Raw genomic sequence first — 13,717 nt, 5'->3', positions numbered from 1 at the left:
CGCATTGACGCTGCACGATTATTCGAATGCGCTGCACAATCCCGATCAGCGGAACAGCTTCGACTCCCTCGACCCGGCCACGGCACCCGCCGAGACCTCCTTCGCCGAAACGCTGCGCGGCGCGATCGATGCCAGCGGCCTCACCCTGGAACGCATCCGGGCCAGGCTGACCCAGCGTGGCAGCCGGGTCAGCCTGGCCACGCTGAGCAACTGGCAGTCCGGCAGCCGCCAGCCCGAACAACGCCGGTCGCTCGAAGCGGTGCGCCAGCTCGAGAGCGTCCTCGAACTGCCGATGGGCAGGCTGTCCGGCAGGCTGGGCCCGCCCCGGCCGAGGGGCAGGCAGGTCGCCGCCGAGGAGTCCGCGGTACCCGACGAGCAGTGGCTGGATTCCAGCGCTCTGTCGGCGCTGATGACCGACGCCGACATCGCACCGCAGAACGGACTGCGCCGGATCAGCCTGCACCTGCGCTGTCACCTCGATTCCGGGCGGGCTGTGCACCGGATCAGCTACCGGCACGTCCTGCGGGCCGAACGGGACGGCATCAGCCACGACCTCAACCTGCTGGAAATCGCCCCCGGCGCCCGTCGGCGGCCCACGCTCACCTCGACGCACAACTGCCGGCTGGGCCGCCAGTCGGTGAGCGAAGAGAAACATCTGATGGTCACCGAACTGCTCTTCGACAGTGAGCTGCGCCGCGGCGAAACCGTGGTCTTCGAATACGAGGTCGAGCTGTACCCCGAACCGGGACAGCCGTCCGACAACGGCTGGACCGCCAGTTTCCGGCTGCCGATCCAGGAACTGCTGATCGAGGCCCGGTTCGATCCCGGCACCGTCCCGGTCCGCTGCCGGGAGATCCGCCGCCCGTTCAGCGATCCGAGCCCGACCGAACGCCCGGTGCGCATCAGCGAATCAGCCAACACGCACGCCGTCATGCTCGGACTGCGCGCCGGGGTATACGGGCTCGAATGGGACTGGCCCGAGCAACCAGGCTGACCGCGCAAGCCCCCGCGCGGCGGAACCGCTCTCCCCCGCCCGCACCGCCAGCCATGCTCGGCTCCGTCGAAGGTCGGTGGACCTTCGCCGGCTCGTCCGTGGCGCGGCCGGTTGGTTTGCTGGTTGCGGCGTTGGGGAATCGTAGCCGGGGTATGTCGTCGGCGCGGGTGGGAACGGATGGTCCGGCTGGAGTAGCCCGTGTCCGCCAGCGCCCTGTTCGGCCGGGTCGGCGGACGAGCCGAACCCGGACGGCGGAACTCGATTCCCGTTGTGACCTGGATGAACAAGGTGCGCGGTACGCGACCAGCGCCAGAACCTGTTGCAGACCGTCGTCGCCGGCCCGTACCGTTCCCGGCCAGATCAGGTCAGGATCCCGGGCACGGCTTCGTGGCGGTCTCGCGTAGTCGTGGCGGCGTTCCCTTCGACATGAGTGCCGTCGCGCAAGTCGACGAGTTCTCGCACCTTCGTTGAATCAGGTTCGAGTGTGCCGCAGCCGTTACCGCCGGATGCGGCCGCTCGGGAAGACTCGGGTGGCTCCGCCCGACAGCGAGCGGTGGATACCTCGCGCCGCTGCCATCACCAGCGGTGCCAGGGATCCTGGTTGCGCCCCGTCGGCGCGGACGACGAGGGACACCGCGGCCGCGACCGAACCGTCGGCGGCGTGGACCGGGGCACCGACGGACAGCGCGTCGATGGTCACCTGACCGTCGCTCACGGCGTATCCGAGCTTCCGGACCTCCGCGAGCACCCGGCGCAACCGCACGGGGTCGGACACGGTCTTCTCGGTGTAGCTCTGCAACGGGGAACCCAACACCTCCTCCTGCACGGCCGCGGGGGCGTTGGCGAGCAGCACGAGCCCGACTCCGGTGGCGTGCAAGGCGAACCGCCCGCCGACGCGGGTCCAGACCGGCACCGCGTCGCGGCCGGCGATACGCTCGACGAACACCACCTCGAGCCCTTCACGCACGGCGAGCTGCACATTCTCGTGCGTCACCTCGTACAGGTCTTCGAGGAACGGCATCGCGGCGTCACGCAGGCCGAGCCCACGCGGAGCGAGCGCCGCGACCTCCCACAGCCGCAGGCCGACGCGGTAGCGGCCGGCGGCATCGCGTTCCAGCGCGCCCCACTCGACGAGCTCGGCCGCGCGGCGGTGCGCGGTCGCGAGCGAAACACCCGAGCGCCGGGCCAGCTCGCTCAGGCTGAGGTCCGTGGCGTCCGGGGTGAACGCCTCCAGCAGCGCCAGCACCTTGCTCGTCACCGAGGTGCCGGCGTCGCGCTCGGCCCGCCGCGTCATCCCGTCACGCTACCCGGCACGTCACAGATCCAGAACCAACCGCGGACCGGCCGAACGCGATACGCAGATCATCATCACGTCGCCGGCCTCCCCTTCGTCCGGGGTCAGCACGGAGTCGCGGTGGTCGGGCTTGCCGGCCAGCACACCGGTCTCGCAGGTGCCGCACGTGCCTTCCCGGCACGACGACAGCACCGGGACCCCGGACTCCTCCACCACGGCGAGGATCGACCGGTCCGCCGGCACCGCGAGCGTGCGGCCCGACTGCGCCAGCTCCACCTCGAACGCGGCATTCGGCCCAGTACCGGGCTTCGCGGTGAACCGCTCGACGCGCAGCGAATCCGGCGCACACCGCTGCGTCATCGCCGCCAGCAGCGGTTCAGGGCCGCAGCAGTACACGGCCGCCCCCGGCGCGGCGGCCAGCGCCGCGTCCAGGTCGAGCAAGCCGCGCTCGTCCTGGGGCACGAGCTCGACCCGGTCGCCGTAGCGGTCCCGCAGTTCGGCGGCAAACGCCATCGACGCGCGAGTCCGGCCGCCGTACAGCAGCCGCCATTCGGCGCCCGAGGCCTCGGCCGCGGCGACCATCGGCACGAGCGGCGTGATGCCGATCCCACCCGCCACGAACAGGTAGCGCGGCGACGGCACGAGCGCGAAGTGGTTGCGCGGACCGCGGATGCGAAGGGTTGCGCCGGGCGCCAGCTTTTCGTGGACGTAGGCCGATCCCCCGCGGCCCGCCGGCTCTCGCAGCACGGCCACCTGCCACACCGACCGGTCCGCCGGATCGCCGCACAACGAGTACTGCCGCACGAGATCCGGCCCGAGCACAAGGTCCACGTGCGCACCCGGTTGCCACGCAGGCAACATCGCGCCCGACGGATCCCGCAGGCTCAGCCCGACGACGTCGTCGGCGAGCTGTGCCCGCGCGGCCAGCACGAGGTCGAGCTCCAGGTCGGTCGCCACGCTCATCTTCTCCCCCTACGCCCGCGCCGCCGACAACACCGGTTCGCGCGGGAAGACCGGCGCGCCGTGCCCGTTGGGGTGGGCGAGCAGCCACTCCCACAGCTCGACCGGGTCCTCGGACTCGTGTTCGGCGCCGCAGTGGCATACGCCGACGAGCACGTCGGTACCGAGCTTCCAGTGGATGCGGACCACCTTGTCGCCGGACAACATCGCCACGCGTTCGCTCACGACGGCACGACCTGCACCCGCTCGCCGGCCAGTTTCGCCAGGATGCGCCGTGCGGCCAGCCCGCCGGTGTCGATGTTGACCGAAAGCTCCTGGTACCCCTCGGGTTCCGTGGCGATCACACGCTCGAGGATGTCGAGCGCGCGCACGTCCTGCAGCACGACGGTGCGGTTGTTCTCCGCGAGGAAGTCGGACACGCTCTGGTCCTCGAGCGCGAAGTCCCTTGCCACCGCCCAGAAGTCGTGCGTACTGTGCTCGGTCTCCGGGGTGATCGCGTAGACCACCTCGACGTGGAAACCGCCGGGGTCCGCGCCGTCTTCCTCCGGCAGCACACCGACCGGCGCGATCCGGCTGTGCAGCAGGTAAAGACACGGCGGCCGGTATTCGATGTCCTGCCAGCGCGTGATCCGGCCCTCGATGCCGGTGGACTTCGCGTAGAACGGCGGACACGCCGCATCGGCCATGTGCCTGCTCACGTAGATGATGCCCCGGTCCTCGTCCACTTCCGTGGTGATCGGCGTGTTCGCGACCTCCGGCGTGCCGATGTAGCCGCCGTGCAGGTACGTCTCGTGCGACAGGTCGAGCAGGTTGTCCACGAGCAGTTCGTAGCGCGCGGCAAGCGGCTCCATCCCGCTCACCGTGGTGTAGGCCGGATCCGCCAGCCACGGCGCGCGCGGAACCGCCGCCGGGTCGGCCAGTTCCCGCTCGCCGATCCAGACCCACACGAACGAGTCCTGCTCCACCACCGGATAGGACCGGACCCGCGCGGTACGCGGAATCCTGGCCTGCCCCGGCACGAACACGCACGAACCCGCGCGGTCGTAGGTGAAACCGTGGTAGCCGCAGACGATCCGGTCACCGTCGAGGCGGCTCTCCGACAGCGGGTAGCGCCGGTGCACACAGCGATCGGCGAATCCGACGACGTCGCCGGATTCCGTGCGGTAGAAGACAATCGGCTCACCGAGCACGGTACGCGCGAACAGCTCGCGGCCGACCTCGCGACCATAAGCGGCGACGTACCACTGGTTTCGGGCGAACGCTGCCATCGCACCTCAGAGCTCCTTCGGTCGGGGTCGGCATCCGAAGCTCTCACCCGCACCGCAACGGCGGCCATCCGGCTTTTCACTGGCTGAAAGACTCCGTCGGGCACGAAATCACCCCTTCCCAGCGGGCACCCGGCGGACGTACAGTCGGCTCCGACGTTATTTCGGGTACCGGAACGTACGGGGACCAAAATGACTACTCGCGACACCGAGACGTTCGACGAACTGGGTCCGGATGCCACCCTCGGCGAGGTCCTGCTCGCACTGGGCGGACGACTCACCCGGCTCCAGACGGAACTGCTGGCCGCCCTCGAGCGGCCGCTCACCATCCGGCAGTACCGGATCCTGTCGAGGGTCGGCGCCGGCCACACCTCGCTCACCGCGCTGTGCAAGCTCGCGCACCGCAACCCCTCGACCATGTCCGAAAGCGTCGACAAGATGGTCAACCAGGGATTCCTGTCCCGCCGCCCGTCCGCGACGAGCCGGCGCACCATGCAGCTCGAGCTCACCGGCAAGGGGGTGAACGCCCGCGACAGCGCGCGGCGCGCGCTCGACAAGTTCGCCGCCGAGCTCACCGCGGGGCTGCGCCCCGAGCTCCGCGACCAGCTCCTGCCCGTTCTTTCCCAGCTCTACTTCGGCGTCCAGGGCAACCTCGACGACCGCTGACGACGAAGACCCGAGGAGTCCGCAGAGCGCACCGCACCGGGTTTCCAGCCGCTGGTCCATGCCACAAGGAGGTGGCCCGCCATGCCCCCGTCTCCCGCTTCCCCGTCCCGCTCGCTGCTCGGCAGGCTCGACGAGTCGGCGTTCACCGCACGGCACCTGAGGATCTATCTCACCGTCCTCATCGGACACTTCCTGTGCGGGTTCGTGATCAACCTGACCGGCGTGATCCTGCCGGGTGTCGTCAAGACCTTCCACCTCACCAGCGAGACCGCCGGAGTGTTCTCCTCGGCGCTGTTCGCGGGCATGCTCGTCGGCGCAGCCGTCGCGGGCACGGTGTCCGACCGGTTCGGCCGCAGGGTTCCGCTGGCGATCACGGTCATCGGCTACGCAGTGTTCTCGCTGGCCGCGGTGTTCGCACCCAGTTTCGGCACGCTCGTCGCTTTCCGGGCGCTGCAGGGCATCGGGCTCGGCGCGGAGATCGCCGTGGTGCTGCCCTACATCGCCGAGTTCGTGCCCTCGCGCCACCGCGGTCCGCTCGTCACCGCGGCGACCGCGGCGTGGCTGATCGGGTTGCCGACGGCGGCCGCGGTCGGCACGGCGGTGGTGCCCGCATTCGGCTGGCGGGCGATGTTCGTGATCGCCACCGCGGCGATCATCGTCGGCTTCTTCATGCTGGCCACACTTCCCGAGTCGGTCCGTTACCTGCTGCGCCGCGGACGCGTCCAGGCCGCGGAAGCGGTCGTCGGCGCGTTGTGCCCGGATCCCGCGGGGACCACGGCACATCGGGAGTCCGACCTGGTGCCGGAAACCGCCGGCACCGTGCGCACGCTCGTCACCCGGCGCTATCTGCGCTACACGATCGCGATCTGGTTCATGGAGGTCTGCGCCGGCGCGTTCCTCTACGGCCTGTCGAGCTGGCTGCCCTCGGTGCTGGAAGGCCAAGGCGTGGACCTGCTCAAGAGCTTCGGCTACACCGCGATCATCACCGCCGCCGGCGTCGTCGGCGCGATCCTCGCCGGACAGCTGATCAACCGGATCGGCCGGCGGGTGGTGCTCGGCGGTGCATTCGTCCTCAGTGGACTGTTCTGTCTCGCCTGGGGCACCACCGCCGCGACTGCCGCAGTGGTCATCCTCGGCTCGCTCGCCACGTTCTTCGGCAGCGGCCTCGCCGGCAGCACACTGTTCGCCTACGCCAGTGAGCTCTACCCCACCGCGAGCCGCGCGACCGGGCTCGGCTGGGCGGCTGCGTGGCAGAAGGTCGGCGGCCTCATCATGCCCGTGCTGGTCGGATTCGTGCTCGCCCTGCACGCCTCGCAGTTCCTGTTCTTCCTGCTCTTCGGGATCATCTCGATCGTCGCCGGGATCGCCGCGCTCACCGCGACCTTCGAAACCCGCGGGCGCACCGTCGAGCAGATCACCGAGGAGATCGCCGGGCGACGGCCGGAGACCGCGCCCGCCGTCGCCCGCTCCTGAACCGGCCACCCACCACACCGTGGAGGAACGATGACGATCGACCACGCCCCGGCATCCGCCGGAGCGGTCCTGTCCCCCGGCGACCGCGCCGAACTCGAGCTGCGCCATCGCAAGATCCGCGAAGCGATGGCCGAACAGGGCCTCGACGTGGTGCTCGCCTACGGGCCCGCGTGGCGGCGCGAGAACATCCGCTACTTCACCGACGTGACCCCGGCCGGCAGCGCGGCACTCGTGGTGTTCCCGGCCGAGGGTGAAGCGGTGGCCTTTTCGACCCGGCCATCGGACCTCGCGGCGTTCACGGCACAGGGGTGGGTGGACCGTGCCCGGCGGCTGGACCCGGCGAACCCGGCCGGGCTGGGCGTGGTCCTCGAGGAACTCGCACCGCGGCGCATCGGCATCGCGCACCACGAACTCGTGCCGCTCGTGCTCATGGAGACGATCCGCTCCGCGGCACCCGGTGCCGAGGTGGTGTCGGCGACGACGTTGCTCGACACCGCGCGGCTCGTGAAGAGCGAGTGGGAACTGGCCCGCATGCGCCGCAGCGCGGTCGTGTGCGCCGCGGGCTGGGAGGCGTTCGTCGACGTGCTCGAACCGGGGCTGCCGGAGTACCGGATCGTCGCGGAGGTCGAAGCACGGCTGAAGAACCTCGGCGCCGAGGACAACTTCATGCTCATCGCATCCGGCCGCGACGAGGTGCGCGGGATGACCCCGCCCGGTGACCGGCTGCTCGAAGCCGGCGACCTGGTGCGGACCGAACTCACCCCCAAAATGGACGGTTACTGGCTGCAGATCTGCCGTTCCGCCGTGGTGGGCAAGGCCGACGACGGGCAGCGCAAGTCGTTCGACCTGTTCAACGAAGCCGTCGAGGCAGGTATCTCGGTGGTGCGGCCCGGTATCACCGCGCACGAGGTGGCGGTGGCCGAGAACGACGTGTTCCGCAAGTACGGCTACGGCGAGTACTGCACGAGTCAGTACACCCGGGTGCGCGGCCACGGGCACGGCCTGCACCTCGACGAGACACCGATCATCGAGGGTAATCACACGGTGCTGCCCGAGAACTCCGTGTTCATCATCCACCCCAACACCTACACGCCGCTGGCCGGTTATCACGTGCTCGGCGACCCGGTGCGCGTGACCGCGGACGGCTGCGAAGTGCTCATCACGACCGAGCGGAAACTGTTCGAGACAGGAGACGTGGCGTGAAACGAGGTCTGCACGTACTCGATCCCGCGGAGACCCCCGACCGGGAGTGGCAGGAACGCGTCGCCACACTGCAGCGGGCGATGGCCGCGCACGGCGTCGATGTCGCCCTCGTCTACGGCGACGTCTCCCGCTCCGACGACATCGCCTACCTCACCAACCTCTGCATCTACTGGAACGAGGGCGTGCTGGCGATTCCCGCCGAAGGGCCCGTCACCTTCCTCACCAAGCTCTCGCTCCGCGTGCAGAACTGGATGAAGGCCTCGTCGAAGGTCACGGAGTTCAGTGGCGGCAGGAACTTTGCCGACCTCGTCGCGAAGTACCTGCTCGGCCGGAAAACCGGCGTACTGGGCCTGGTCGACGCCGCGTTGTGGCCGGCCGACGTGGCCGGCGAGATCGGGGCCGCGGTGCCCGGCTGGGAAGTTCGCCGCCTCGCGGGGCTGGTGCGTGCGCAGCGGCTGGTGCCGTCGGCGGCCGAGACCGAACTCCTCCGGGCGGCGGGCCGGATCCTGGACCACGCCGCCGCCGCGGCCACCGTCGAGGGGAGCACCGCCGGCAGCCGGGTCGAGACCGTGGAACGCGCGTTGCGCGGCGGCGGATTCCTCGACCTGTACCCGAACTCGCTGACCACTTCGGACGGTGTCACCTCGTTCGGTGTCACCGGCCAGTTCCGCACGGGCTGGGTCCATACGAGCCGCGTGCTCGGCGACGGCGACGGCTGGGCGGGCACGCTGAACGAGGCACTGGCCCAGGCGATCTCCGCGACCAAGGCGGGCGCGACCGTCGGTGCACTTGCCGAGGCGGCCGCCGCGGCGCTGGCGACCCTGCCCGGCGGCGCAACGGCCGAGGTCCGCTGGGTCAACCAGGCCGATCTGTCCACCGGCGGCGAGTTCCGCACGCACGACCCCGCCGCGGTGCTGGCCGACGGCGAGGCGGGCGCGGTGTCCGTGGAGGTCGTGTTCGCCGACGGTGGCAACGCGGCCGTGGCGGAAACCGTCCGCGTCACCGAAGGCGAACCCGAACACCTGACAGGAGCACAGCGGTGAGGATCCTTTCCAACAACGAGATCGAACAGGTACTCACCGCCGGTGAGACGCTCGACGCGCTCGAAACGGCCTACCGGGAGCTCTCGTCCGGTCAGGGCGCCAACCGGCCGCGCAACCACACCTACTTCCCGGTCGAGGACAGCCGCAACCCGGGCTTTCGCTTCCGGTTCAAGTCGCAGGAGGGCGGCAACGTCTCCAGCGGCGTGTGGGCATTGCGGATCACCTCCGACATCGCCGGTGTGGAGACGCTGCCCAGCGGCGTGCAGCGGCGCAGGCTGATCCCGGCCGCGCCCGGTGGCCGGTACGTCGGGCTCGTCACGCTCTACAGCCTGACCACGCTCGAGCCGCTGGCCATCCTGCACGACAGCTTCATCCAGAAGATGCGCGTGGGCGCCACCTCGGCGCTCGGCATCCGCGAGCTGGCTGCCCCGGACGCGACCGTCGCCGGCATGTTCGGCTCCGGCTGGCAGGCCGAAGCGCATCTGGAATGCCTGCTGATGGTGCGACCCGGAATCGAAGAGGTCCGTGTCTACAGCCCCACGCCGGAGCACCGCGAGGATTTCGCCCGCGTGTGGAGCGAAAAGACCGGGCGCAAGATCGTGGCCGTCGACGAGCGGCGCGACGCCGTGGCGGGCTGCCACGTCGTCACCTGTGCCACCGCCGCGATGGAGCCGTGCTTCGACGGGGCCTGGCTGGACCCGGGCACCCACGTCACGGCCATCACGTCACCGGACGGCACCGCCACCCGGCGTGAGCTCGACGACACGACGTTCGACCGCGCGGCCAGCATCACCGTGCTCTCGCGCGAACAGGTGCACCACGACAAGCAATACGACATCCTCGGGCCGGTCGAGCGCGGGCGGATGCAGTGGGACGAGATCCGAGAACTCGGCGACCTGCTGCTGGACGACGCGCCCGCCCGCACGAGCCCAGGGGACATCACCGTGTTCGCCAACAACACCGGCATGGGGGTGCAGTTCGCGGCCGTGTGCGCACGGGCGCTCGCACTCGCCGAGCAGCGCGACCTCGGGCACACGGTGCCGACCGACTGGTTCCTCGAGGAGACCAGTCCCTGACCGGCCAGCACCGCAACTTGGAGCGGAGACCTTTGCATGGGCAGCGAACACCGTGTCGGGGGCAGGATCATCGCCTTCGGCGAAAACGTGAACACCGATGTCATCATCCCCGGCCGTTACCTGGTCAGCATCGACCCGGCTGAGCTGGCCGAGCACGCGTTCGAACCGCTGGGGCCGGAAACGCAGAACCGGCTGCGGGCGAGCGACGTCGTGGTCGCCGGCCGCAACTTCGGCTGCGGCAGCGCGCGGGAACAGGCGGCCACCTGCCTGCTCGGCACCGGGATCAAGGCGGTCGTCGCGGCCTCCTTCTCCCGGGTCTTCTTCCGCAACGCGATCAACACCGGGCTCGTCGCGGTCGAATCGCCCGCAGCGGCGGAAGCGGCCGCCGACAACGGCGAGATGTGGGTCGATTACGACGCGGGAACGGTCGAAACGGACGGGCGGACCTTCCCGTTCAGCCCGTACCCCGAGGTGCTGCGGGAGATCATGGCCGACGGCGGCCTGATCCCGCACCTGATGGCGAGTTTCGCCGCGGGAGGCAAACAGTGACTGGCAAGACGTTCGCGCAGAAGGCGATCGAGCGTGCGTCCGGAGTCGTGGACCTCGCGGCCGGGCAGATCGTCGACGCGTACCCGGACCTGTACATGAGCCACACCGCGAGCTGGCGGTGCATCCGGACGCTGGAGAAGATGGGCGTCGAGCAGCTCTACGACGTCGATCGCGTAGCGATGGTGATGGACCACCTCTCCCCCGCCATGAACGCGAAGACCGCCGCGGACCACGCGCTGTGCCGCGAGTTCGCGAAGAAGAAAGGCGTGCGGAACTTCTTCGACGTCAACAGCGGCATCGCGCACATCGTGCTCATGGAACACGGGCTCGTCCGGCCGGGTCAGTTCATCATCGGCACCGATTCGCACTCCACGATCTACGGTGCGCTCGGCGCGTTCGGCACCGGCGTCGGGTTCAGCGAGATCACTGCTGCATGGGTGACCGGGAAACTGTGGGTCAAAGTGCCCGAGTCGGTGCGTGTCGTGATCGACGGCGACCTCGCCCCGGGCGTCTACGCCAAGGACATCATGCTCAAGCTCATCGGTGACCTCGGCGCCGACGGGCTGACGTACGAGTCGGTCGAGTTCTCCGGCTCCTACGTCGAAGGCATGTCCGTGTCGGAGCGCATGACGTTCTGCAACCTGGCCATGGAGATGGGCGCGAAGAACGCCTTCGTGGCCCCGGACGGCACGACGCTCGGCTACCTCGACGACGCCGGCGTGCCACGGGACGAACTCGAGGTCCTGCTGCCGGACGAGGACGCGACCTACCGCGCGACCGTACGGCTCGACGGGCCGGCACTTTCCCCGCAGATCTCCGTGCCGCACACGGTGGACAATGTGGTGGGCGTCGGCGACGTCGCCGGCACCAAGCTCGACCAGGTGTTCATCGGCTCGTGCGCCAACGCGAAGTACGACGACCTGGTGATTGCCGCCGACGTGCTCGCAGGGCACCGCGTGGCGCCGGGCCTCCGGCTGATCGTCACACCCGCGTCGGCGAAGATCATGGCGCAAGCGTCGGAGAGCGGGGTGCTCACGAAGCTGATCGAGGCAGGCGCGATGATCACCAACCCGGGCTGCGGCGCGTGCGCGGGCAGCGGCGGCGCGATGGCCGACGGCGAGGCCACGCTCTCCACTGCCAATCGCAACTTCCAGGGCCGCATGGGCAGCTACCACTCGAAGATCTTCCTCGCCAGCCCGGCGACGGCCGCGGCGTCCGCGATCCGCGGCGCCATCGCCGACCCACGTGAACTCGTCGCCGCGGCGGTGCTCGCGTGAACCTCGTCGAGAAGATCCTCGCCCGCGCGAGCGGCCGGGAGTCGGTGGAACCGGGCGAGATCGTGGTCGCGAAGGTCGACCGGCTGATCATGCACGACCTGTCCGGTTACCTCACGTCGCAGGTGTTCGAGAAACGCGTGCACACGCCCATTCCCGACCCCGAGCGCGCCGTGCTGGTGTTCGACCACCATTTCTCACCACCCACCGAACAGCAGGCCGATGTGCTGCGGCACAACCGGCAGTGGGCGCACAAGCACGGCATCAAGCTGTACGACTGCGGCAACGGCAACCTGCACCACGCGGCCGTCCGTTATGGACACATCAAGCCCGGCATGATCGTGGTCGGCTCCGACAGCCACACGCCGGTGCACGGCACGCTGGGCGCGCTCGCCGTGGCGCTTGGCAACGACTCGCACGCCGGAACCGTGCTGCCGTACGGCAAAGCGTGGTTCAAGGTGCCGGAGACCACTCGCGTGCATCTGCAAGGCACGCCGAAACCCGGTGTCACGCCGCGCGACGTGGCGCTCTGGCTGGTCGGCCGGATCGGCGAAGGAGAGCTGAACTACCGGGCCGTGGAGTTCGGCGGCCCGTACGTGCGCGGACTGTCCTTCTGGGACCGCTGGCTCTTCCCGCTGCTGTGCGTGGATCTCGGAGCGAAGTGCAGTTTCGTCGAACCCGACGAGGTGACCGAGGCGTTCGTGCGCACGCTGCCCGGCGACGCGCCGGATGTGCTGGTGCACGGCGACGGCGAGGCTGCGCAGGTGCTGCGGTTCGATGTCGGCGAGGTGGAGGTACAGGTTGCGTGCCCGCCGACGGTCGGCAACGTCAAGCCGGTCGGCGAAGTCGCCGGCACCCCGATCCAGTACGCCGAACTGGGCGGGCACGGTGGCGGACGGCTCGAGGACTTCCGCGCGGCGGCCGAGGTACTGGCCGGCCGGAAGGTCCACCCGGACGTCCGGTTCCAGCTCGTGCCCTCCAGCCGTGCGGTGTTCGCCGAGGCCGTGCGCGAGGGACTGGTGCTCGCGCTGCACGAGGCGGGCGCCACGTGGTTCCCGCCCAGCACGGGCTCGAACCAGGCCTACAACATGGGCGCGCTGGCCTCGGAGGAGGCGATGATCTCCACCCACGCCCGCAACTTCCCCGGCCGCAACGGCAGCTCGGACGCATCGATGTACCTCGCGTCCTCGGCGACCGTCGCCGCATCGGCACTGGCGGGAGCCATCGCCGGGAACGTCCGCGGTGGCCGGACAGGAGGCGCTGCGTGAAGTTCGAGGGCCGCTGCTGGCGGTTCGGGGACAACATCCCGACCGACCGGCTGGTGAAGACGCAGTACGTGTTCGAACCGATGGAAGTGCTCGTGCGGCACGTGCTGGAGGACCTCAACCCCGAGTTCCCGAAACAGGTGCAACCCGGCGACATCGTGTTCGCCGGCAAACACTTCGGCCAGTCCTCCGGCCGTGCGATCGCGACCAAGGCATTGCAGGCCACCGGGATCGGCTGCGTGGTCGCGGAAACGTTCGCGCGGACGTTCTACCGCAACTGCTTCGAGATCGGCCTGCCCGCGCTCGAAACCGGGCGCAACCCGGATCTCGCGGCCGACGGCGACCGGGTGCGCGTGGACCTCACCACCGGTGAGTTCACCAATCTCACCACCGGCGTGCTCGTCCGCGGCGCGGCGGCCGACCCGTTCCTGGTGGACATGCTCGACGCGGGCGGTTTGATCAACCTCGCGAAGAACCGGCCGGAGGTGTTCGGCTAGGGACCGTCGCGAGCGGCGAAATCCCCTGGCGGACAGGAACTTCGGTCCGCCGGGGTTTCGTCGTGCCCGCGTCCGGCGCGCCGCCGCGGCGGCCGGCGCCGATGATGTTTCACAACTTGTTGACGCGCGTCCGGGAAGTGCGTAACACTGACCGCTGC

Annotated in this window: 14 protein-coding genes; 10 read left to right on the top strand and 4 right to left on the bottom strand. The window is 69.8% G+C overall.

Features of this window, described 5'->3' with window-relative positions; all coding sequences use genetic code 11:
- Positions 1–4: 4 nt before the first annotated feature.
- Positions 5–994: a hypothetical protein gene (locus ABD793_RS04275; protein ID WP_344855478.1), complete on the top strand. Its 990-nt coding sequence runs from the start codon at positions 5–7 to the stop codon at positions 992–994.
- 496 nt (positions 995–1,490) lie between these two features.
- On the opposite strand, the gene ABD793_RS04270 is transcribed toward ABD793_RS04275, so the two are convergent.
- Genes ABD793_RS04270 through ABD793_RS04255 form a run of 4 tightly spaced genes read right to left on the bottom strand, consistent with a single transcriptional unit; the run spans position 1,491 to position 4,516 of the window.
- Positions 1,491–2,288, bottom strand: a complete 798-nt coding sequence (locus ABD793_RS04270) for an IclR family transcriptional regulator (RefSeq protein ID WP_344855476.1) — start codon at positions 2,286–2,288, stop codon at positions 1,491–1,493.
- Between the two features lie 21 nt (positions 2,289–2,309).
- Positions 2,310–3,251, bottom strand: a complete 942-nt coding sequence (locus ABD793_RS04265; RefSeq protein WP_344855474.1) for a PDR/VanB family oxidoreductase — start codon at positions 3,249–3,251, stop codon at positions 2,310–2,312.
- Positions 3,252–3,260: 9 nt separating this feature from the next.
- A complete protein-coding gene (locus ABD793_RS04260) occupies positions 3,261–3,473 on the bottom strand; it encodes a hypothetical protein (RefSeq protein WP_344855470.1) in 213 nt (70 codons plus the stop codon).
- On the bottom strand, positions 3,470–4,516 hold the full coding sequence (locus tag ABD793_RS04255; protein ID WP_344855468.1) for an aromatic ring-hydroxylating dioxygenase subunit alpha: 1,047 nt from the start codon (positions 4,514–4,516) through the stop codon (positions 3,470–3,472). Before ABD793_RS04255 ends, ABD793_RS04260 begins: the two co-directional genes overlap by 4 nt.
- A 189-nt stretch (positions 4,517–4,705) precedes the next feature.
- Here ABD793_RS04255 and ABD793_RS04250 point away from each other — a divergent pair, with 189 nt between their 5' ends.
- From ABD793_RS04250 to ABD793_RS04210, 9 genes are all read left to right on the top strand, one after another.
- Entirely contained in the window at positions 4,706–5,179 is a 474-nt protein-coding gene (locus ABD793_RS04250; RefSeq protein WP_344855466.1) for a MarR family winged helix-turn-helix transcriptional regulator, read from the top strand.
- Positions 5,180–5,260: 81 nt separating this feature from the next.
- Positions 5,261–6,652 carry an MFS transporter gene (locus ABD793_RS04245; RefSeq protein ID WP_344855464.1) on the top strand — a complete coding sequence of 464 codons (1,392 nt, stop codon included), beginning with the start codon at positions 5,261–5,263 and terminating at the stop codon, positions 6,650–6,652.
- Between the two features lie 30 nt (positions 6,653–6,682).
- On the top strand, positions 6,683–7,855 hold the full coding sequence (locus ABD793_RS04240) for a M24 family metallopeptidase (protein ID WP_344855462.1): 1,173 nt from the start codon (positions 6,683–6,685) through the stop codon (positions 7,853–7,855).
- The gene (locus ABD793_RS04235; RefSeq protein WP_344855460.1) at positions 7,852–8,898 is read left to right on the top strand and encodes an aminopeptidase P family N-terminal domain-containing protein; all 1,047 of its coding nucleotides are present in this window, start codon (positions 7,852–7,854) and stop codon (positions 8,896–8,898) included. Before ABD793_RS04240 ends, ABD793_RS04235 begins: the two co-directional genes overlap by 4 nt.
- Positions 8,895–9,974: an ornithine cyclodeaminase family protein gene (locus ABD793_RS04230; RefSeq protein ID WP_344855458.1), complete on the top strand. Its 1,080-nt coding sequence runs from the start codon at positions 8,895–8,897 to the stop codon at positions 9,972–9,974. The genes ABD793_RS04235 and ABD793_RS04230 overlap by 4 nt, the downstream gene beginning before the upstream one ends.
- A 36-nt stretch (positions 9,975–10,010) precedes the next feature.
- Positions 10,011–10,523, top strand: coding sequence for a LeuD/DmdB family oxidoreductase small subunit (locus tag ABD793_RS04225; RefSeq protein ID WP_344855456.1), 513 nt, complete (start codon positions 10,011–10,013; stop codon positions 10,521–10,523).
- Entirely contained in the window at positions 10,520–11,800 is a 1,281-nt protein-coding gene (locus ABD793_RS04220; protein WP_344855454.1) for an aconitase/3-isopropylmalate dehydratase large subunit family protein, read from the top strand. Before ABD793_RS04225 ends, ABD793_RS04220 begins: the two co-directional genes overlap by 4 nt.
- Positions 11,797–13,065: a 3-isopropylmalate dehydratase large subunit gene (locus tag ABD793_RS04215; protein WP_344855452.1), complete on the top strand. Its 1,269-nt coding sequence runs from the start codon at positions 11,797–11,799 to the stop codon at positions 13,063–13,065. The genes ABD793_RS04220 and ABD793_RS04215 overlap by 4 nt, the downstream gene beginning before the upstream one ends.
- Positions 13,062–13,559, top strand: coding sequence for a LeuD/DmdB family oxidoreductase small subunit (locus ABD793_RS04210; RefSeq protein WP_344855450.1), 498 nt, complete (start codon positions 13,062–13,064; stop codon positions 13,557–13,559). The genes ABD793_RS04215 and ABD793_RS04210 overlap by 4 nt, the downstream gene beginning before the upstream one ends.
- The last annotated feature ends 158 nt before the right edge of the window (positions 13,560–13,717 follow it).

The sequence above is a fragment of the Amycolatopsis ultiminotia genome (genome assembly GCF_039536925.1).
GTDB classification, from domain to species: Bacteria; Actinomycetota; Actinomycetes; order Mycobacteriales; family Pseudonocardiaceae; genus Amycolatopsis; species Amycolatopsis ultiminotia.
The sequence above is the reverse complement of the archived record's forward strand: the minus strand, read 5'-3'. Positions and strand labels throughout refer to the sequence as shown.